Raw genomic sequence first — 19,393 nt, forward strand, 5'->3', positions numbered from 1 at the left:
TTGTGGTCTTGTAACGTGGCTGTGCGATGTTTCCTATAGGAAACCGACACATCTGTGGCGATTTCGCCCTCGTCGAATGACACCAAACAACCTATAAGGCCTGTAAGAATCTTTTGGGGGGTATTCCACGATGTTAAACGCTGCTGAAACTGGCAAATTTATTTCTGCAAAACGAGCATTGGAATTTGTGCAACCCGATATGAAATTGGGGCTTGGCACGGGATCAACAGCGGCGTGGTTGGTGAAATTACTGGCCGATGCAAAATCAAACAATGGTTTGCAGTTTAGCGCGGCTGCAACATCCAGTGTGACCACACAATTGGCAGAAAGCCTTGGCATTAAAATTCACGCGCTTGATGATATCGGACAGCTTGATCTGGCGATTGATGGGGCGGATGAATTTGATCCTGATCTGAACCTAATCAAAGGTGGCGGTGGCGCATTGTTACAAGAAAAAATCGTTGAAACGGCGGCGGATCAGTTGGTAATCATCACGGATGCATCCAAACAAGTGCAACATCTGGGCGCGTTTGATTTACCTGTAGAGGTGGTGAAATTTGGCTGGCAAACCACGCAGCGCTTGATCGCGGATGTGTTGAAAACGGCAGATGTTGATGGGCAAACCATCACACGGCGCGGCGGTGATAACCCATTTGTGACAGACGAGGGGCATTTCATCCTTGATCTTCGCCTAAAAAAAATAGGTAATCCAGCCGCCCTTGCCACTGCGCTCACATCCATTGCGGGTGTTGTGGAAACAGGGCTGTTTTTGGATATGACCACCGCGATTGTGGTGGGTGATGGAAACGGTTTGGCGCGCGTCCAACATAAGGGCAGCGCGGATTGGACCGAACAACAATATGATCTGGACGCAGAGGCGGCATTGATCAAACGCGTGATGGGATAAATGATGGATTACGATTTCGACCTTTTTGTTATTGGCGCTGGTTCTGGTGGTGTGCGTGCCGGGCGTTTGGCGGCCGCAACGGGTGCCAAGGTCGCTGTTGCCGAAGAATATCGTTACGGTGGCACATGTGTGATCCGCGGCTGTGTTCCCAAAAAGCTGATGGTTTATGCATCTGAATTTTCCGAAATGTTCGAAGACGCGGCAGGGTATGGTTGGACTGTTGGTGAAACCTCGTTTGATTGGGCGACATTGATCGCGGCCAAAGACAAGGAATTGGAGCGTCTTGAAAAGATCTATGCCAAAAACCTGGGCGGGGCGGGCGCGCAAATGTTTGATACCCGCGCAACTGTCACGGGGCCGCATAGTGTGAAATTGGCCAGCGGCGAAGAATTTAGCGCCAAAACCATTCTGATCGCCACAGGTGGCCGTCCGTTTGTGCCAAATATTGATGGCAGCGAGCATGTGATTACATCGAACGATATTTTTCACCTGACCAGCCAACCAAAACGCGCGTTGGTTGTGGGCGGTGGCTATATCGCCTGTGAATTTGCGGGAATCCTCAATGGCATGGGCACACAGGTCACACAGTTTTACCGCAGCGAACAAATCCTGCGCGGGTTCGATAACGAAGTGCGCGATCATGTTGCCAATGAAATGCGTGCCAAGGGGATTGATCTGCGCGTGAATACCGATTTGGCGGGTGCGATCACCAAAGTGGGCAATGAATTGCATCTGACGGATAATAATGGCGATAAATATGTGTTTGATACCATTTTATATGCAACAGGGCGCGTGCCAAACACCGATAACCTTGGCCTTGAAACTGCGGGTGTAGAGCTCGGCAAAAAAGGCGAGGTCATTGTTGATCAATACTCACGCACCAACGTCGACAGCATATATGCCATTGGTGATGTGACAGACCGCGTTCAATTAACCCCCGTTGCCATCCGCGAAGGTGTGGCATTTGTGGAAACCGTTTTCCATGATAACCCAACCAGCCCCGATCATGAACTGATCCCAACGGCGGTATTTACACAGCCCGAAATCGGCACGGTGGGCATGGGCGAAGAAGAAGCGCGCAGCAAAGAAGAGATCGAAGTCTATTCCGCCGCATTTCGCCCAATGAAACATATCCTTGCCGGTAAGGATGAAAAGATGCTGATGAAATTGATCGTATCAAAGGCAACGCGAGTGGTTTTGGGCGTGCATATCGTCGGCCACGCAGCGGGCGAAATGATCCAATTGGCAGGGATTGCTGTGAAAATGGGTGCAACCAAGGAACAGTTTGACGCAACCGTCGCCGTGCACCCCACAGCGGCAGAAGAACTAGTCACAATGAAGTCACCAACGCGCTAGCACACTTGAAATTTTGACAAATGGCTACAGTTATCATTTGATAGCATAAGACCGTAACGAAAGGACGCATTTAACAATGCCAGACAACAAGGGCGGCCCATGGGGCAGCGGCGGTGGAAACCGCGGTTCAGGGAATAACGGCGGCGGAAATCAAGGCGGTGGAAACCGCGGCGGCGGACGGCCACCTGTAAATGAAATCGACGAAATTGTCCGCAAAGGCCAGGAACAATTGCGCGCCATCATGGGCGGCAAATCTGGCAAGGGCAGCGGCGGGGGCAATCGCCCATCTGCGCCATCTGGCGGATTTGGCGCGGGGTCTATGGGGCTGTTTGTTATCGCTGCAATCGCGCTCTGGCTGTTTGCCAGCGTTTATCGCGTTCAAGACGGTGACAATGCGGTTGAATTGTTTCTGGGCGAATGTCGCGGTGAATGTGTCGAAGGTGCGGGCATTAACTTTGCGCCTTGGCCTGTTGTGACCAAGGAAATCTTGCCTGTATCACGCGAAAACACATTGTCCGTTGGCGTTGCGCGCGGCGCAGGGGACGACAAGGGTTTGATGCTGACAGGTGACGAAAATATCGTGGATATCGATTTCCAAGTTGTTTGGAACATCATTAGCCCCGAAGATTTTTTGTTTAACCTTGCTGCACCAAATGAAACCATCGCGGCCGTGTCTGAATCCGCGATGCGTGAAATTATCGCGCGTTCCAACCTTGCACCAATTTTGAACCGTGATCGCGGCGCGATTGCGCAAGAATTGCAAGAATTGATTCAAAGCACGCTGAACAGCTATGACGCTGGTGTAAATATTGTGCGTGTCAACTTTGACCGTGCCGATCCACCCCGCGAAGTGATCGACGCTTTTCGTGAAGTACAAGCAGCAGAACAAACACGCGATACGTTGGAAAAACAAGCAGATGCCTATGCCAACCGTGTGGTTGCCGAGGCACGCGGTGAATCTGCACAGTTGATGGAACAAGCCGAAGGTTATCGCGCACAGGTCGTGAACGAAGCCGAAGGTGAAGCATCACGTTTCGTCGCCGTGTATGATGAATATGCCAAGGCCAAAGACGTGACACGCAAACGTCTTTATCTGGAAACAATGGAAAAGGTTTTGGGCGGTATCGACAAAATCATTCTGGATGAAAACAGTGGTGGTCAGGGCGTTGTGCCATATCTGCCGTTAAATGAATTAAACAAAAAAGCGGGGACAAACTAATGAACCGTTCTGCATTTATTATGCCAGTATTGCTGGTGGCTGTTGTGGCCGTGATGTCATCGGTGTTCATCGTGGATGAACGCGAAAAAGCATTGCGTCTGTGGTTTGGTGAAATCACCCAAGAAATCGATGAACCAGGTATGTATTTCAAAGTGCCATTTGCACATGAAATCGTCATTTACGACAAACGTATTTTGCCCCTTGATACCCAAGCGTTAGAGGTCACACCACTTGATGATCGTCGTTTGGTTGTGGATGCATTTGCGCGCTGGCGCATTGCGGATGCAACAAAATTCCGTCGTGCGGTGCGCACGGGTGGTGTTGAATTGGGGTCACGTCGATTGGAACCGATTTTAACTGCTGAATTGCGCCAAGTATTGGGTGGTGTTACATCAAACACAATTCTATCGGCAGATCGTGTTGGTCTGATGACGCAAATCCGTGATGGTGCCCGCCAAGAAGCATCTGCGCTGGGTGTGGAAATCATTGACGTGCGGATCAAACGCGCCGATTTGCCCACGCAAAACCTAGAGGCCACATTCGCACGTATGCGTGCTGAACGTGAACGCGAGGCGGCGGATGAAATCGCGCGCGGTAACGAGGCGGCGCAACGTGTGCGCGCTGGCGCTGATCGTACGGTTGTTGAAACTGTATCAGAGGCAACCAAAAACGCCGAGATTATTCGCGGTGAAGCAGACGCAGCGCGCAACGCTATTTTTGCAGAGGCTTTTGGCCGCGACCCCGAATTCTTTGCATTTTACCGTTCTCTTAGCGCATATGAAAATGCCTTGAAATCTGGAAACTCATCCATGGTGATGTCTCCAGACAGCGAGTTTTTCGAATATCTGAAATCAGATAACGTAAAATAAATTGCGATAAATAGAATTGAAAAGGGCCGATGTTCGCATCGGCCCTTTTTGCATGCGTTTGACACATCCCCATAACAGGGGTTAATCTGTAATCACTTCCAATCAGAATATTCAAATATAGCGCAGAGATGCGCAAAATTTTACGTACCAATGCGGAGCAATTTTATGCAAAAAATTAGGTATGTGTTGTTGGGTTTGATCACCGCATTTCATGCGTCAGCTGTGATCGCGCAACAATTGGATGTTGAAATCAAAGTAATGAAAGGCGACGGTCAAGCCGCGATTTGCGGGTCCAGCAGGGTGGAGGGGCTCAACCCAAATGGCGATGGATTTTTGGCCGTGCGCACTGGCCCTGGATCAAAATATCGCAAAATAGATCAAATATATAATGGCGATATCGTCGCCGATTGTAATCAACGTGGAAAGTGGCACGGCATTTTTTATGGCCCCAATAACAAAAAAAAGGGCTGGGTGCACGGCAACTGGTTGGTTTGGGTTGCTGGATAATCGCAAAATTTGCGCTGAACTCCGCCGTTCACAAAATTAATGCCAATTATTCACATCTATTTGACAGGCTGTGCGTCAGTTAGGCTTGCATTGTTGCTAAAAGACTACAAATTATAGAACAGGCGCCAGACTTTGGCGCGTCGAAGATGTTCCCAAGGAGGATATAAAGTGAAAAGCATCGCGATTACTCGGTCTGATACGACCGAACACAGGCAGACATATTTAATCGGTGCGGTTCTGACGCTGGCGCTGTTGATGGCACAAGCGGTCGTCACCCACGCACGCGGCGCCCCAGATAGCTTTGCCGATCTGGCGGAACGGTTAAGCCCATCCGTGGTCAACATCACGACGACAACAACGGTCACACAACGTGCGGATCAACCGATGATGCCACAAGTGCCCGAAGGTTCGCCGTTTCGCGAATTATTCCCTGATTTATTTGGTGGCCCAGATGGACAGGCACCATCACGCCGTGCATCAGCGCTGGGTTCTGGTTTTGTAATTTCTGCTGATGGTTTCATCGTCACCAACAATCACGTTATTGATAAGGCCGACGAAATTATTATCGAATTTTTCGACGGCAAAGAATTAGAGGCCACATTGGTTGGCCGCGATGAAAAAACCGATGTTGCGGTGTTAAAGGTCGAAGCCTCCGAACCGCTCCCGTTTGTGACATTTGGCGACAGCGATGTATCACGCGTTGGCGATTGGGTCATGGCCATTGGTAACCCACTGGGCCAAGGTTTCACCGTGACCAGCGGTATTATTTCCGCACGCAACCGATCCTTGCGCGGCACATATGACGATTACATCCAAACAGACGCTGCGATTAACCGTGGTAACTCTGGTGGGCCACTGTTCAACATGGACGGCAATGTTGTGGGCGTGAACACCGCAATCATTTCACCAACGGGTGGTTCCATCGGGCTTGGCTTTGCGATGTCATCAAATGTGGTTTCCAAGGTTGTTTCTCAATTGCAAGAATTTGGCGAAACCCGTCGCGGTTGGTTGGGTGTACGCATCCAAGACGTTGATGCGGAAATGGCCGATGCTCTTGGCTTGGACAAGGTCGCAGGCGCGTTGGTATCAGACGTACCAGAAGGCCCGGCAACCGAAGCAGGCATTTTGGCAGGCGATGTGATTTTGCAATTTGATGGCAAAGACATCGAAGACACACGCGAATTGGTGCGTATCGTTGGTAATTCAGGCGTGGGCGACAGCGTGCGTATGTTGATCTATCGCGATGGTAAAACGCAAACGGTAAAGGTTGTTTTGGGCCGTCGTGAAGACGCAGAGCGTGCTGAGGTTGTTCCTGCATCCGCAGATCCAACAGACACACCGGAAGAGGCGGAAAAATTGGGCATGACCCTGACCGCGATCACACCAGAATTGCGTGAACGATTGAACTTGGACAATAACGCCAAAGGTGTTGCGGTGATTTCTGTCGATGAAACCAAAGATGCCTTTGATAAAGGCATCCGTTCTGGTGACATCATTGCAGAGGTTGGCCAAACCCCCGTATCCACCCCATCAGAGCTGTCAGATATATTCAAACAGGCACGCGATTCAGGGCGTAAATCGGTTTTGTTGCTGGTGCAACGCGATGGCAACCCACGCTTTGTGGCGCTGTCCTTGGAAGAATAAGGCGAGGTCGAATTCCATAAAGACCGCGCAATTTGTTAACGCGCAAGTGCCAACAGATCACAACAAAATAAACGCTGTCCGATTGGTTTCGGGCAGCGTTTTGTTATTGCGCCACACATTATCTGAATTTGCTGCGGTTGCTTCTCTGCCGCTGAATGACCGCTTTGTTCACTCTTTCCAGAGTATTGGCGCGATAGTAGATTTTATGTAAAAACCCAATTACCGCTATCGAGTAGACATTTTTGTTGGATTGTTTAGTTCTAAGCTGAAGGCATAAAGGAGATATTCTGATCGAAACTGTTTCTACCATAATTTTTGTTGGTGTCCTCCTTGCGATTCCTCTTTTCCTTGGGCGCTCTTTTCACCGTGCTGTCACAACACGAAAACGCATTGAAGACGAGGTGCCAAAACTGCGCCATGCTTCAGGTCGCATTGTTGGCTTCACGAAAATAAAATATGCCTCAGAGAGCAGCTTTGCGGAGCATTATCCGATTGTTGAGTACGAGACCCATGAAAACGAAGTGATCTGGGCGGAAGCTCAACCCAGCAAGGAGGGTATGGTTGGCTTGAACACTGTTGTCGATATCATGTGTCGACCAGGCCGTGCGCGGTCAGTCAGGATTGTACAAAGCCCGAACCAAACACAGGGTTTCATAACGCTTGAAAAGAACCTTGAAATCGTTCTGAGCCTTATCGGTATCGGCATCCTGTTCGCCGTGGCAATTTGGTATCATGGTTTTGCACTGCACATCCTAGGGCCGATTTTTATCATGTTGGTGTTCGGTTATGCATTGGGTCATCTGACGAAGAAGGGTTTCAGCAAGCGCGAAGAACGAATGGATGCAAACCACTATCAAAGCATTTGTAATCGTCTTATCGCTGCGCAAGACAAAGGCAGTGTCCCTGCCAATCTGGCTGAATGACCCGCTTTATCAAAATCAGCTTTAAACACTGGAAAAAAATATAAATGTCACTGCTCGGTCGAAGGTTTCTATTGGAGAACGTTTTGTCGCCTACTGCTGTGAATATGTCAGAATTTTCTGCGGACTTTTTGTTCGGGTTAACAAAAATCCGCAAAGATAAAATCATCTGCGGTGATGTTATCCGCATCCACGCCGCGCAGTTTAATTGAAAAATCTTCGTCAGCGATTGTGATCAAGGTTCCATTGCGCTGTTGGGTAAATTGCAATTCATCAAACCCGTCAATCAAATCGGGCAGGGCGATCATATCGGCATCCGCGTCGAAATCACGGATTACATCATGCCCATCGGTATTTTGATAAAACACAAATGTATCGTGCCCCGTGCCGCCAACCAACAGATCATGACCAGATCCCGCGTTGATCAGATCATCACCTGATCCCCCAAATATGCGATCAACACCGTCGTCACCTTGGATCGTGTCGTCACCAGTGCCTCCGCGCAAAATGTCGTCGCCATTGCCTGCAAAAATGTCATCATCGCCTGACCCGCCGAACAATGCATCGTTGCCATGGCCCGACACGATCACATCATCCCCCGCGCCACCGCGCCCGCGATTGCCATCGGACTGATTACCAAATGTAATATCGTCGTCACCCGCACCACCAAACAGGTGGTTTTGCCCTGCGTTATCGATCAATACATCATCACCACGCCCACCAAATATACGGTCATTTCCAGACGATCCATTGGCAAAATCATCACCCCCACGCAGACGAATTTCATTGGTTTCGCGGTAATAAAGCGGTTCATAATTCAGATCGAATATGTCCGCGCCGCGCCCTCCCAAAAATGTGAATCCTTGTTGTGATGCGATTTGCATTATGCTCGGCGCGACATCAACCACCCATCCGTTTTGAGCATGATTACCAATGGTTTCATATGTCGCTTGTACGGCGATCATATTATCAAATGTCAGCTGTCCAATGGCGATATCTTGGCCATGCTCTTGGCGATACAGTGTTACCGATTGCAAATTTATTGATGCAAGCTGTCCTAAATACCCATGGGGCAATGCGCCGATATTGTCGGCGCGCGCGAAGAAGGACGTATTCCCAAGGCTTTCAATGTTCTGCCAGTGGGATTGATCATCCAAGGCCACAAATTGCCCCGTTACATTTTGATCCGTTTGCAAAAACAACGCTGGCGACATCGCCATTTCTGTGACACCCAAAGTATAAAAACCAGCATTCGTGCTGTGAAACGTGATTGTCATAACCCATACCCCTATGTGTTGATGGGTTCTAATTGTGACAAATTTCCCTAAAAATCAAACTAAACTATTCGGGTTGGTTAACGCGTAATCTATTATAATTAAACGAAAATTTTCGACAAATTGAACGCAAATGCTAACCCTCCCACATACATGTGATGCGCAAGATTTCTGACATGACAAAAACCGCTGGAAATGACAGGTTTGGCATATTACATAGATTTGAACGCAAGACATACAAGGAAAACGGCATGGCCAAAATTACCTATATCGAGCATAACGGCAAAGAACATGTTGTTGACGTCGCCAACGGACTAACAGTGATGGAAGGTGCCCGCGACAACAACATCCCTGGCATCGAGGCCGATTGTGGCGGTGCATGTGCCTGTTCCACCTGTCACGTTTATGTTGATGCAACCTGGGTTGAAAAATTACCAGCCAAGGATGCAATGGAAGAAGACATGCTTGATTTTGCGTGGGAACCAGACACTGAAAAATCGCGCCTGACCTGCCAGTTAAAAGTATCCGACGATCTGGATGGCCTGATTGTTCGTATGCCAGAAAAACAAATATAATGCGTGTTGGGGTGAAAATAGTAACCCCAATCGTGGTCACAAGTTTGGCGTTGAGCAGTGCGCTTGCCAGCGCCGATATTTTATCTGCTAAATATTCAAACCCAACAAAACGCTACACCCACGCGGTGCTGGGCGATGACATTGAATATGGTGCATTGGAATTGCGTGTGAAAATCGGCAAAACCCAAGAAACCCGCATTATTACCTTGCCAAAATCCCATGTGTTCGAAGACATCGCACCGCGCCTTGCCGATATGGATGGTGACGGCGACAACGAGGTTGTGGTGATTGAAACCGATATGCAACGCGGTGCAGCGCTTGCGATCTATGACGAAAACGGCAAGATCGCGCAAACACCATCAATCGGAACATCACACCGCTGGCTCGCGCCCGCTGGAATTGCCGATTTCAATGGCAATGGAAAAATGGATGTCGCCTATGTCGATCGTCCACATCTGGCAAAGGTGTTGCGTGTTTGGGAATTTGATAATGGACGTTTGAAAGAAATCGCCAAATTGCAGGGGCTAACAAATCATCGCATCGGCGAAAATTTTATATCTGGCGGTGTGCGTATCTGTGATGGACGCGCTGAAATCATCACGGCGGATTCTTCTTGGCAACGGATACGCGCAACCTATTTCATCGGCGCAAACCTCACGTCCAAAGACATTGGCGCGTTGCGTGATAAACAAAGCCTGCAATCTGCGCTCAACTGCTAATCCATTTTGTATAAATATCCAAAACTGCTACGCGTCGCCCACCACAAGGTTTAGGATCAGGCAAAATCTGGCGATTTGGATATTTAAAACATTTGGAGATTAGAGCGCGCGCCAGCCGATATCCTTGCGATAAAAACCATCTGGCCAGTCTATTTTCGCAATTGTTTCATACGCAGCATCACGTGCAGATTGAAGTGTTTCACCACGCGCTGTGATATTTAACACCCGTCCACCATTGGCAAGAATTGTTGTGCCATCGGATTTGGTGCCCGCGTGGAAAACATGCAATGTGGTTTCATTATTCAGCCCATCCAAACCTTTGATTTCGCTGCCTTTGGCATATGAACCAGGATATCCATTTGCCGCCATCACAATCGTAAGTGCATGGTCATCCGCCCAATTGATTTGGAATTGATCCAATTGACCCTTGGCACAGGCAAGCATCGCATCAAGCGCTTGTGCGCCAAGGCGCATCATCAAGACCTGACATTCAGGATCGCCAAAGCGCACGTTATATTCTACAAGGCGCGGTTGCCCATCCTTGATCATGAAACCTGCATAAAGCACACCTTGGTATGGTGTGCCACGACGCGCCATTTCATCGACGGTGGGTTGGACAATTTCAACCAGTGCTTTTTGTGTGACCGTATCCGTCATCACGGGCGCGGGGGAATAGGCGCCCATGCCACCAGTATTTGGGCCTTGGTCGCCATCAAAGGCGCGTTTGTGGTCTTGGGCGGTGCCAATGGGCAGGATGTTTTTCCCATCTGACAGGATGAAAAAGCTGGCTTCTTCGCCTTCCATGAATTCTTCGATCACAACCTCTGCGCCTGCATCGCCAAATGCACCGCTGAACATATCATCCAAGCCGTCCAATGCTTCTTGTTCGCTCATCGCGACAATCACACCTTTGCCTGCGGCCAAACCATCGGCCTTGATCACAATTGGTGCGCCTTGTTTGCGCACGTAATCTTTGGCGTGTTTTCCATCGGTAAAACGTGCATAGGCCGCGGTGGGTGCACCGGATGCATCACAGATTTCTTTGGTAAATGCTTTGGATGCTTCGAGCTGTGCAGCGGCAGCGGATGGCCCGAATGTAAGGATATTTGCCGCACGTAAATCATCTGCGACGCCTTTGGCCAATGGCGCCTCTGGGCCAACGATGACAAATGAAATGTTGTTGTCTGCGCAAAAGGCAACAACAGCAACGCTATCCTCTGGATCAAGTGCGACACATGTTGCGACATCCGCGATCCCTGCATTGCCAGGGGCGCAAAACAATTCATCGCATTTTGGATTTTGGCGCACAGCCCAAGCCAGCGCATGTTCGCGCCCACCACTTCCAAGGATAAGAATGTTCATTTTTGCGATACTCCTGACTTGGCCTTTGTTGTGATGCGTTCTAAAGTCGTGCAAGAGCAGAGGCAAGGGATCTAACACCAGATGTCCGATTTAATCGACGCACCAAGCGAGGGGCAAAACGCGCCAGAATTTAGCGTGTCTGAAATTTCAGGCGCGGTGAAACGCATGATCGAAGGCGAATTTTCTCATGTGCGTATCCGCGCAGAGGTCGGGCGCGTGTCGCGACCTCGCTCTGGTCATGTTTACCTTGATCTCAAAGACGACCGCGCTGTTATGGCGGGGGTGATGTGGAAAGGTGTTGCATCAAAATTGCGCACCCAGCCCGAAGAAGGCATGGAAGTGGTCGCAACCGGCAAGCTCACCACATTCCCAGGGCAATCGAAATACCAAATGGTGATCGAAAATATCGCGCCTGCGGGTGTTGGCGCATTGATGGCCATGCTGGAAAAACGCAAACAGATGTTGGCGGGCGAGGGGATATTCGATCAGGATCGCAAACAGCCCATTCCATACCTGCCAGAGGTGATCGGCGTTGTCACATCGCCATCGGGTGCGGTGATCCGTGATATTCTGCACCGCCTGCGCGATCGATTTCCGCGCAAGGTTTTGATCTGGCCGGTTGCCGTGCAGGGTGAAAAATGCGCATCAGAGGTGACAGCCGCGATCGAAGGTTTCAACGCGATGAGCGTGGGCGGGGCGATCCCACGGCCCGATTTGATTATCGTTGCACGCGGTGGTGGTTCGCTCGAAGATTTATGGGGGTTTAACGAGGAATCGGTGGTGCGCGCAGCGGCCGCGAGTGAAATTCCCCTGATATCCGCGGTTGGGCACGAAACCGATACAACATTAATTGATTTTGCATCCGATTTGCGTGCGCCAACACCCACGGCGGCGGCGGAACATGCGGTACCTGTGCGGGCCGATTTGTTGGGTTGGTTGGGCAATATCGAAACGCGCCGATTGCGCAGCCTGCAAACGGGGTTGGATAATCGCCGCCAGCGTTTGCGTGATTTATCGCGTGCATTACCAAACCCTGCCGAATTGGTCGGGATTCAAGGGCAACGCTTAGATGTATTGGCGGGACGATTGCCCCGTGCATTGCAATCAGTGGCACAAAACAAACGCACGGTATTATCCCAAACCAGTGCAGGGCTGCGTCCACAGGTGTTAAACCAACAAATCACCTATAAAAAACAATCTGTTGAAACCGTATCACGCCGCTTTGGACAGGCGGCAAAAACACAAATTAATCAACTGCGGTCGCGTCTTGATGGCTTGGCGCGTTTGAATGAAACGCTGGGATATACTGCGACGTTGAAACGGGGTTATGCGGTGGTGCGCGATGATACGGGTGCTTTGGTGACGAATGCAAAATCTGCAGGCTCTGCGGCGGGCTTAGATATTGAATTTTCCGACGGTCATGTGCAAATCGGGGGTGTCGATACACCTGCGCCAAAGCCCAAGAAAAAACCAACCCCAAAACCATCGGGGGGTGGTCAGGGCAGCTTGTTTTAGGAGCTTAATTCGGGTGCAGGACAAATGATGTCGTCATCATTCACCTTGCCAAGGTGTAAATCGTAGTAGGCAGGGTTGTTGTTAATCCGCGCATGATACCCTTGATCGCTTTGATATATATTCCAACAGGATTTTATCGGGTTATCTTGGTATTCAAAACAAATCTGATTGCCCTCGGCGTGCCATTGCCCGCTTTCGCATGTACCATTTGCGGGTTTCCAAATGGATTGGCCATTTTCGAAATATTTTTCGACCCCATAAAATTCACCAAACTGATAAAAATACAGCGTCTTTCCCTCTGAAATTGACCGGAACTTTTCGGGGGTAACAAGTGTTTCTGGGGTTTGTGCAAAACAGACTTGCACACCCGCAATGAAACAGAAAATAACCGCAAATGATCGCATGATTACGCCTCAAAATATTTCGCCGATGATATCGGAATTGGAACATAGGCGCAATTATTGGTTCAACTACGTTTCATCCGTTGCCAATCACGCAATCGGGGTTGCATCAGGGGTTGAAACCAACGCGGGAACAGGCAAATGAACATCATTGTCAGCATTGTGAATGGTAAATGTGGTGATTGATTTCTTAGGTGATGGGGCGAAGGTGATCCGTCACTATGCGCATCAATGCAAATCGTCATCCAACACGGCGCAACCCAATGATGTTGTTGCTCAACCGGTAAATATCGTTTGAAATGATCGCGATCACGCGACAAACCGTAATGTTGTACGTAATCGCAAAGCAGCGTTAAAAGCTGTGTCAAAACAGACAGTGTGATGTACATAACCAGGGCGCCACCATCCATTAGTTGATATATCAAAATACCGATCACCAACGGCACCAACCAATATTTTAGATATGGATGAATTTGATCCACCTGACCACGATTAAACGCCATGCGCCGCTTATTTTCGCCGCGCAACCCGGCCATATATGATCCAACCCAAGCGGGGATAACGAATTGATAAATATTTTCACCTAGTTTTGCCGTGTTGGGATCGTGGGGTGTTGCCAAATGGATGTGATGCACCAAAATTTCCGAACTTGCGCGGTGCCCAAATAAAAGACTGGCATAAACCAATGCGCCCAGTTGGTGAAAATATCTGTTTGAATGGTGAACCAAATATTTCGCATTGGCAAAACTGACGCGCGCAAAAAACACGGCAAACACGAATAATCCCAACGGGGCCGCCATCAATGGCAATGCCCGACAAACAATCAGCGCCATAAATATCAGCCAAAAATGTAGCAGCACCAATGTGATACACCACGCGATTTGCGACCAGCATATCTCGGCATGGCGAGCATTTGTACCACGGATCATTGTCGAATGTCGCAATCGATTTCCAAGGTTAGTTGAACTTCATCATCCATTGATTAAAGCAATGCGATGAATTTTGGGTAAACCATGCCCAGAAACCGTATAAAATCTGATTAAAGTCGTTTTTGTCATGGTTGCACCTGCTCAATTCCCGCTATAGCGTTGGGTAACATCAATAGGGATTTCACATGGCATTGGACGACAAAAAAGGCGTTTGGAAATCGGGCAAGGGCAAGGGGCGCAAAACCCCCAAGGGTCGCCAAGTCACCGAAGATGTGCTTAACGAAATGCAATCCTTGCTGGCGGGGCGCGAAATGCGCGCCGATTTGTTGATCGAACATCTGCATGTGATCCAAGATACCTACGGTCATTTGTCCGCACCGCATCTGGCGGCATTGGCGGAAATGATGAAACTCTCGCAAACAGAAGTGTATGAAGTCGCGAGTTTTTACGCCCATTTTGATATCGTCAAAGAGGGCGAAGCAGCACCACCCGCATTAACCATCCGCGTTTGTGACAGCTTGTCTTGTGAATTGGCAGGGTCAGAACAATTGCTGCGCAATTTGGCCACGAAATACAACGGCAAGGGTGCGGTGCGTGTGTTACGTGCGCCTTGCATGGGGCGCTGTGACACGGCGCCAACCTTGGAAATTGGCCATAATCACATTGATCACGCCGATTTGGGCAGGGTCGCCGCGGCAATTGATGCGGGTGATACCCACGCCCATATCCCAGATTATGAAATGTTTGAAAATTACCGCGACGATGGTGGTTATCGCGAACTGGAAGCGCTGCGCGGTGGATCGAAAACGCCAAACACCCTGCAAGACGAAGTGCTTGAAAGTGGTCTGCGTGGTATGGGGGGCGCAGGGTTCCCGTCAGGCAAAAAATGGTCATTCGTACGTATGAACAAAGGCCCGCGTTATTTGGCGGTGAATGGTGACGAGGGCGAGCCTGGCACATTCAAAGATCGCTATTTTTTGGAACGCGAACCCCATGTGTTTCTTGAGGGCATGTTAATTGCTGCTTGGGCGGTAGAGGCGGAAAAATGTTTCATCTACATGCGCGATGAATATCCCGCCGTGTTGGAATTGTTGCGCGTTGAAATTGCCAAGCTGGAATCAGCGGGTATTGTTGATGCAGGATATATTGATCTGCGCCGTGGGGCGGGGGCATATATCTGCGGCGAAGAATCCGCCATGATCGAAAGCATTGAAGGAAAGCGCGGAATGCCCCGCCATCGCCCACCATTCGTGGCATCGGTCGGGATATTTAACCAACCCACATTGGTGCATAATGTTGAAACGCTGTATTGGATTTGCAAAATCGCACGCCATGGCGGCGATATATTCGGTGCGCACGGTGTGAATGGACGCAAAGGTATGCGCAGCTATTCCGTATCGGGGCGGGTGCGCCATCCAGGTGTGAAAATCGCGCCAGCGGGCGTGACCATCCGCGAATTGATCGATGATTATTGTGGTGGCATGGCCGATGGGCAAGAATTCAAAGCATACCAACCAGGTGGCCCATCATCTGGATTGCTGCCCGCCAGTATGGATGACATCCCGCTCGATTTCGACACATTGCAAGAATACGATACATTCATCGGTTCCGCCGCAGTTGTGGTTTTATCTGACCAAGACAGCGCACGCGCGGCAGCACTAAATATGCTGCGTTTTTTCGAGGATGAATCCTGTGGCCAATGCACGCCGTGTCGCGTGGGTTGTGAAAAGGCCGTAAAATTGATGCAGGCTGATCACTGGGATCAAGGATTGCTAGAAGAATTATCCACTGCGATGGTGGATGCATCCATTTGTGGGCTGGGACAGGCCGCGCCAAACCCCATTCGTATGGTGATGAAACACTTCGCCGACGAGATTTAACATGGATATCACCATCCTAATCGGCATATCCGCATTGCTTGCGGTTATCCAGTTGTTGTTCTTTTGTTATCGCGACAATTCGTTTGGAAAAACATTAACAAAAACGTCTAGTATTTTGTTTTTGCTTATCTTTGCAATTTTGACGAAGTCACCAATTCTGTTCATTATCGGCCTTGGGCTTTGTGCGGCGGGTGATTATTTGCTGTCACGCGATGGCGATAAAAACTTTCTGATGGGTGTGGGGGCATTCGCACTTGGCCATCTGTTTTACGCTGCATTGTTTATCACCCATCCATTACCGTTGTTTGATGTGATTGGCGATGGGCTGGGGCTGAAATTACTGGCCGCGATTATCGCCATTGGCGCATTGATGGGGGTAATCTTGTGGCGGCGCACGGGTGAATTAAAAATTCCCGTGACGGGCTATGTCATTATAATTTGCCTGATGGGCATGACATCATTGAAATTTTTAGGGCTTGATCGCGCCACGATCATATTGGGCGTTGGGTTATTCATGGCATCCGACATTGTTTTGGCGTTGGAAAAATTTGTTCTTGGCAAAGACAGTTTTTGGCGCGTGTTCACACCATTCATTGTTTGGGCAACCTATTGGGGCGCACAGTTTTTTCTCACCTTTGGTGTCATATACGCCTATCGCATCGCGGTGGCCTAGTTGCGATAAACCGCACAGACACAGCCACTTGATTTCAGCTTGGAACAAAACGCAGCTGCCGCGCGGCGATCATCAAATCCAATGCGAGCGGTATAAACGCGCCGCGTGCCCGCCATGCGTTTGTAAATGTAATCAACTGATTTGGGGCGCAACAATGCCTTGCAAGATAGCGCACGGCGCCGATAGGCCGCGGCGGCGGCGCGTTGGCTGTTGCCCGCGGCCAATTGCACACCCCATGGTTTATACTGTGGCAGGGCCTTGTACTTTGTATAAACCCGTTTTTCCGCCAGATTAAAACAGGCGGGCAGAAACGGTAAATCACCGCTCAGGCGAAAATCAGGATTTTCGGGCGGATTGTCACGCCAAATTTTTGCGCTGATATTGGTGATGATCTGAACATAGTTCCATGTTTCATTGGGCAAACCTGTATCACCCGCCATAAATGATCGTGCGCGCAATTCACCCGCATTATATGCAGCCGCGGCCAATCCTTCGTTTCCAAATCCACGCACCAACCGCCCCATGTAGCGCGCGGATTCATCCAATGCTTCGGCAGGGTTCCACGGGTTTTCCAGCCCGCGAATTTTTGCAGTGGTTGGGATGAACTGTGCAATCCCTTGGGCGTTGGCGGGGCTGCGGGCGTTGGGGTTAAATCGGCTTTCTTGCCAAATCAGTCGCGCGAAAAAATGGGGGTTCACGCCGTGGCGTGTGGCTAGCGTTTCAATCGCACCGCAAACGTCGGTTTCAAATTGCGCGGGTGTAATGCAAACGGGTGCGCCGTATTTATCGCTGGAACATTGGATTGTATCGCCCGTGTCTTGTGCGAAAGCGGGCGCGAAAAAACCGCTTAACAACAGCAAAAAGATCATGACAAACACACGCATGTGATCGTTTAACCCGCTGCTTTGCGATTGCATAGATGAAATCAAAGTAACGATGGCTCTTCCATCTTTTGTTGATGCATATTAGGTGGGGTAAAGGAAATTGGAGCCCGCATATATGTCTTTCTTCAAAAAACTTAAAACCAAGCTGTTCAATTCGTCTTCCAAACTTGAAGAGGGGCTTGATGCCATTGTCGAGGATGGCGGCGAAGAAGAGGTTGCCGAAGAAACACTTGATGCGGGACAAGCAAGTAATCAACAAGTGGAATCCGAAGCCGAATTTGAGGCACTTCAGGCAGAAATAGATAGCGTTAGTGCCGAAGATGCCTCATTGGCCGAAGAACAAGAACCTTGGGTCGAACCCGAGGATAGCATCGAAGATAGCCTTGAAAATCAGCTCGATCAGATCGAAGAAAACCTTGAAGATCTTGAACAAGAGATCATCTCGCCTGAGCCTGAGCCTGAGCCTGAGCCTGAGCCTGAGCCTGAGCCTGAGCCAGCTCCTGAACCTGAACCAACACCGGAGCCAGAAAAGCCTGCTAAAAAAACAGGGCTTTTGGGGCGTATGTTGGGGCGTGGTGGTGATGAAGCTAAGCCAACACCAGAACCAGAGGTTGCACCGACACCAAAGGTAGAAACACCCGTTTCCCAACCCAAAACAGAGCCAAAGGCCGCGCCACCAGCGCCAGAGCCCACGCCAAAGGTCGAAAAAACAGGTCCCAAACCTGAACCCAAAGTTGAGCACCCCACGCCAAAAACCGAACCTGTTGTTGTGCCAGAAACAAAACCCGCGCCAATAACAGAAACGCCCGTACGTCCATTGGATACATCAGAAGGGCTGCTCGCGGATGATGCGCAAGAGGTTGTTGAAAACAAGGGTATCCTGAATCGTGTTCTTGGGCGCTCTGAAACAAAGGTCGTGCGCCGCACACTTGATGACGCAATGCTTGAAAGCCTTGAGGAATTGTTGATCAGCGCTGATATGGGCGTTGATACTGCGCTGCGCGTCTCCGCCAATATGGCCGAAGGGAGGTTTGGCAAAAAGTTGAGCGTCGCAGAGATCAAAGATTTACTGGCTACAGAAGTATCGCGCATCATGGAACCTGTTGCCAAACCGATGCCGCTATATGCGAAAAAACCACAAGTGGTTTTGGTGGTGGGTGTGAACGGGTCTGGCAAGACCACCACCATTGGTAAGCTGGCTTCCCAATTCAAAGCGGCAGGTAAATCCGTGGTCATCGCGGCAGGGGACACATTTCGCGCCGCCGCAGTGGAACAATTACAGGTCTGGGGCGATCGCGCAGGGGTACCCGTGTTAACCGCACCTGAAGGGTCCGATCCCGCTTCATTGGCATTTGATGCCATGGAACAGGCAGAACGCGATGGCGCCGATCTGTTGATGATCGACACGGCAGGGCGGTTGCAAAACCGTCAGGATTTGATGGAAGAATTGGCCAAAATTGTGCGTGTGATCCGCAAGAAAGACCCCGATGCGCCCCATAACACATTGTTGGTTTTGGATGCGACAACAGGGCAAAACGCCCTTAACCAAGTGGATGTGTTTCAGAAAATTTCCGATGTTTCAGGGCTTGTTATGACCAAACTGGATGGCACCGCCAAGGGCGGTGTTCTGGTGGCCTTGGCGGATAAATTTGGCCTGCCCATTCATGCGATTGGGGTGGGTGAACAGATTGACGATCTGCAAGCGTTTGATCCTGATGAATTTGCCCGCGCACTGACAGGTCTGGAAAAATAACTTTGC

18 protein-coding genes are annotated in these 19,393 nt (G+C 49.9%); 13 read left to right on the forward strand and 5 right to left on the reverse strand.

Annotated elements, in window-relative coordinates; translation table 11 throughout:
- Positions 1–130 precede the first annotated feature (130 nt).
- The 7 genes from rpiA (at position 131) to IE094_RS10600 (ending at position 7,425) form a co-directional block, all read left to right on the forward strand.
- The gene (rpiA, locus tag IE094_RS10570; protein ID WP_099592858.1) at positions 131–907 is read left to right on the forward strand and encodes a ribose-5-phosphate isomerase RpiA; all 777 of its coding nucleotides are present in this window, start codon (positions 131–133) and stop codon (positions 905–907) included.
- A 3-nt stretch (positions 908–910) separates the two neighbouring features.
- Positions 911–2,263 carry a glutathione-disulfide reductase gene (gene gor, locus IE094_RS10575; protein WP_189640752.1) on the forward strand — a complete coding sequence of 451 codons (1,353 nt, stop codon included), beginning with the start codon at positions 911–913 and terminating at the stop codon, positions 2,261–2,263.
- A 76-nt stretch (positions 2,264–2,339) separates the two neighbouring features.
- Positions 2,340–3,482: an FtsH protease activity modulator HflK gene (gene hflK, locus IE094_RS10580; RefSeq protein ID WP_189640677.1), complete on the forward strand. Its 1,143-nt coding sequence runs from the start codon at positions 2,340–2,342 to the stop codon at positions 3,480–3,482.
- The gene (hflC, locus tag IE094_RS10585) at positions 3,482–4,351 is read left to right on the forward strand and encodes a protease modulator HflC (protein ID WP_189640678.1); all 870 of its coding nucleotides are present in this window, start codon (positions 3,482–3,484) and stop codon (positions 4,349–4,351) included. The genes hflK and hflC overlap by 1 nt, the downstream gene beginning before the upstream one ends.
- A 165-nt stretch (positions 4,352–4,516) precedes the next feature.
- Positions 4,517–4,858, forward strand: a complete 342-nt coding sequence (locus IE094_RS10590) for an SH3 domain-containing protein (RefSeq protein ID WP_189640679.1) — start codon at positions 4,517–4,519, stop codon at positions 4,856–4,858.
- Positions 4,859–5,026: 168 nt separating this feature from the next.
- Entirely contained in the window at positions 5,027–6,502 is a 1,476-nt protein-coding gene (locus tag IE094_RS10595) for a DegQ family serine endoprotease (RefSeq protein WP_373295873.1), read from the forward strand.
- Between the two features lie 401 nt (positions 6,503–6,903).
- The gene (locus tag IE094_RS10600) at positions 6,904–7,425 is read left to right on the forward strand and encodes a hypothetical protein (protein WP_189640680.1); all 522 of its coding nucleotides are present in this window, start codon (positions 6,904–6,906) and stop codon (positions 7,423–7,425) included.
- Between the two features lie 137 nt (positions 7,426–7,562).
- Here the strand turns inward: IE094_RS10600 and IE094_RS10605 are convergent, their stop codons facing one another.
- Complete coding sequence (locus IE094_RS10605; protein WP_189640681.1) at positions 7,563–8,699, reverse strand: calcium-binding protein; 1,137 nt, start codon at positions 8,697–8,699, stop codon at positions 7,563–7,565.
- A gap of 248 nt (positions 8,700–8,947) precedes the next feature.
- Between IE094_RS10605 and IE094_RS10610 the strand changes: the two genes are divergently transcribed.
- Entirely contained in the window at positions 8,948–9,271 is a 324-nt protein-coding gene (locus tag IE094_RS10610) for a 2Fe-2S iron-sulfur cluster-binding protein (protein WP_099592870.1), read from the forward strand.
- A gap of 11 nt (positions 9,272–9,282) precedes the next feature.
- Positions 9,283–9,990, forward strand: a complete 708-nt coding sequence (locus IE094_RS10615) for an FG-GAP repeat domain-containing protein (protein WP_229802248.1) — start codon at positions 9,283–9,285, stop codon at positions 9,988–9,990.
- A 99-nt stretch (positions 9,991–10,089) separates the two neighbouring features.
- Here IE094_RS10615 and purD read toward each other — a convergent pair whose 3' ends face one another.
- A complete protein-coding gene (gene purD, locus IE094_RS10620; protein WP_189640683.1) occupies positions 10,090–11,352 on the reverse strand; it encodes a phosphoribosylamine--glycine ligase in 1,263 nt (420 codons plus the stop codon).
- An 81-nt stretch (positions 11,353–11,433) separates the two neighbouring features.
- On the opposite strand from purD, the gene xseA reads away from it, so the two are divergent.
- The gene (xseA, locus tag IE094_RS10625) at positions 11,434–12,867 is read left to right on the forward strand and encodes an exodeoxyribonuclease VII large subunit (RefSeq protein ID WP_189640684.1); all 1,434 of its coding nucleotides are present in this window, start codon (positions 11,434–11,436) and stop codon (positions 12,865–12,867) included.
- Here xseA and IE094_RS10630 read toward each other — a convergent pair.
- Together IE094_RS10630 and IE094_RS10635 are read right to left on the reverse strand one after the other, a co-directional pair.
- Complete coding sequence (locus IE094_RS10630) at positions 12,864–13,271, reverse strand: hypothetical protein (protein WP_189640685.1); 408 nt, start codon at positions 13,269–13,271, stop codon at positions 12,864–12,866. The two genes, xseA and IE094_RS10630, sit on opposite strands and share 4 nt — an antisense overlap.
- Positions 13,272–13,333: 62 nt before the next feature.
- Positions 13,334–14,197 carry a fatty acid desaturase family protein gene (locus tag IE094_RS10635; RefSeq protein ID WP_229802250.1) on the reverse strand — a complete coding sequence of 288 codons (864 nt, stop codon included), beginning with the start codon at positions 14,195–14,197 and terminating at the stop codon, positions 13,334–13,336.
- Positions 14,198–14,382: 185 nt separating this feature from the next.
- Between IE094_RS10635 and IE094_RS10640 the strand changes: the two genes are divergently transcribed.
- Both IE094_RS10640 and IE094_RS10645 read left to right on the forward strand, forming a co-directional pair.
- On the forward strand, positions 14,383–16,077 hold the full coding sequence (locus IE094_RS10640; RefSeq protein WP_189640687.1) for an NAD(P)H-dependent oxidoreductase subunit E: 1,695 nt from the start codon (positions 14,383–14,385) through the stop codon (positions 16,075–16,077).
- A 1-nt stretch (position 16,078) separates the two neighbouring features.
- Positions 16,079–16,750: a lysoplasmalogenase gene (locus IE094_RS10645; RefSeq protein ID WP_189640688.1), complete on the forward strand. Its 672-nt coding sequence runs from the start codon at positions 16,079–16,081 to the stop codon at positions 16,748–16,750.
- On the opposite strand, the gene IE094_RS10650 is transcribed toward IE094_RS10645, so the two are convergent.
- Positions 16,747–17,634, reverse strand: a complete 888-nt coding sequence (locus tag IE094_RS10650; RefSeq protein ID WP_189640754.1) for a lytic transglycosylase domain-containing protein — start codon at positions 17,632–17,634, stop codon at positions 16,747–16,749. The two genes, IE094_RS10645 and IE094_RS10650, sit on opposite strands and share 4 nt — an antisense overlap.
- 115 nt (positions 17,635–17,749) lie before the next feature.
- Between IE094_RS10650 and ftsY the strand changes: the two genes are divergently transcribed.
- A complete protein-coding gene (ftsY, locus tag IE094_RS10655; RefSeq protein ID WP_189640689.1) occupies positions 17,750–19,387 on the forward strand; it encodes a signal recognition particle-docking protein FtsY in 1,638 nt (545 codons plus the stop codon).
- Positions 19,388–19,393: the final 6 nt, after the last annotated feature.

This window comes from Paramylibacter ulvae (assembly GCF_014652655.1).
Classification (GTDB): domain Bacteria; phylum Pseudomonadota; class Alphaproteobacteria; order Rhodobacterales; family Rhodobacteraceae; genus Amylibacter; species Amylibacter ulvae.

What these genes read in the sequence shown, in the direction of transcription:
- rpiA (WP_099592858.1), top strand. Translation starts at nt 131, where the DNA reads ATGTTAAACGCTGCTGAAACTGGCAAATTTATTTCTGCAAAACGAGCA.
- gor (WP_189640752.1), top strand. Translation starts at nt 911, where the DNA reads ATGGATTACGATTTCGACCTTTTTGTTATTGGCGCTGGTTCTGGTGGT.
- hflK (WP_189640677.1), top strand. Translation starts at nt 2,340, where the DNA reads ATGCCAGACAACAAGGGCGGCCCATGGGGCAGCGGCGGTGGAAACCGC.
- hflC (WP_189640678.1), top strand. Translation starts at nt 3,482, where the DNA reads ATGAACCGTTCTGCATTTATTATGCCAGTATTGCTGGTGGCTGTTGTG.
- IE094_RS10590 (WP_189640679.1), top strand. Translation starts at nt 4,517, where the DNA reads ATGCAAAAAATTAGGTATGTGTTGTTGGGTTTGATCACCGCATTTCAT.
- IE094_RS10605 (WP_189640681.1), bottom strand. Translation starts at nt 8,699, where the DNA reads ATGACAATCACGTTTCACAGCACGAATGCTGGTTTTTATACTTTGGGT.
- IE094_RS10610 (WP_099592870.1), top strand. Translation starts at nt 8,948, where the DNA reads ATGGCCAAAATTACCTATATCGAGCATAACGGCAAAGAACATGTTGTT.
- purD (WP_189640683.1), bottom strand. Translation starts at nt 11,352, where the DNA reads ATGAACATTCTTATCCTTGGAAGTGGTGGGCGCGAACATGCGCTGGCT.
- xseA (WP_189640684.1), top strand. Translation starts at nt 11,434, where the DNA reads ATGTCCGATTTAATCGACGCACCAAGCGAGGGGCAAAACGCGCCAGAA.
- IE094_RS10630 (WP_189640685.1), bottom strand. Translation starts at nt 13,271, where the DNA reads ATGCGATCATTTGCGGTTATTTTCTGTTTCATTGCGGGTGTGCAAGTC.
- IE094_RS10635 (WP_229802250.1), bottom strand. Translation starts at nt 14,197, where the DNA reads ATGATCCGTGGTACAAATGCTCGCCATGCCGAGATATGCTGGTCGCAA.
- IE094_RS10640 (WP_189640687.1), top strand. Translation starts at nt 14,383, where the DNA reads ATGGCATTGGACGACAAAAAAGGCGTTTGGAAATCGGGCAAGGGCAAG.
- IE094_RS10645 (WP_189640688.1), top strand. Translation starts at nt 16,079, where the DNA reads ATGGATATCACCATCCTAATCGGCATATCCGCATTGCTTGCGGTTATC.
- IE094_RS10650 (WP_189640754.1), bottom strand. Translation starts at nt 17,634, where the DNA reads ATGCGTGTGTTTGTCATGATCTTTTTGCTGTTGTTAAGCGGTTTTTTC.
- ftsY (WP_189640689.1), top strand. Translation starts at nt 17,750, where the DNA reads ATGTCTTTCTTCAAAAAACTTAAAACCAAGCTGTTCAATTCGTCTTCC.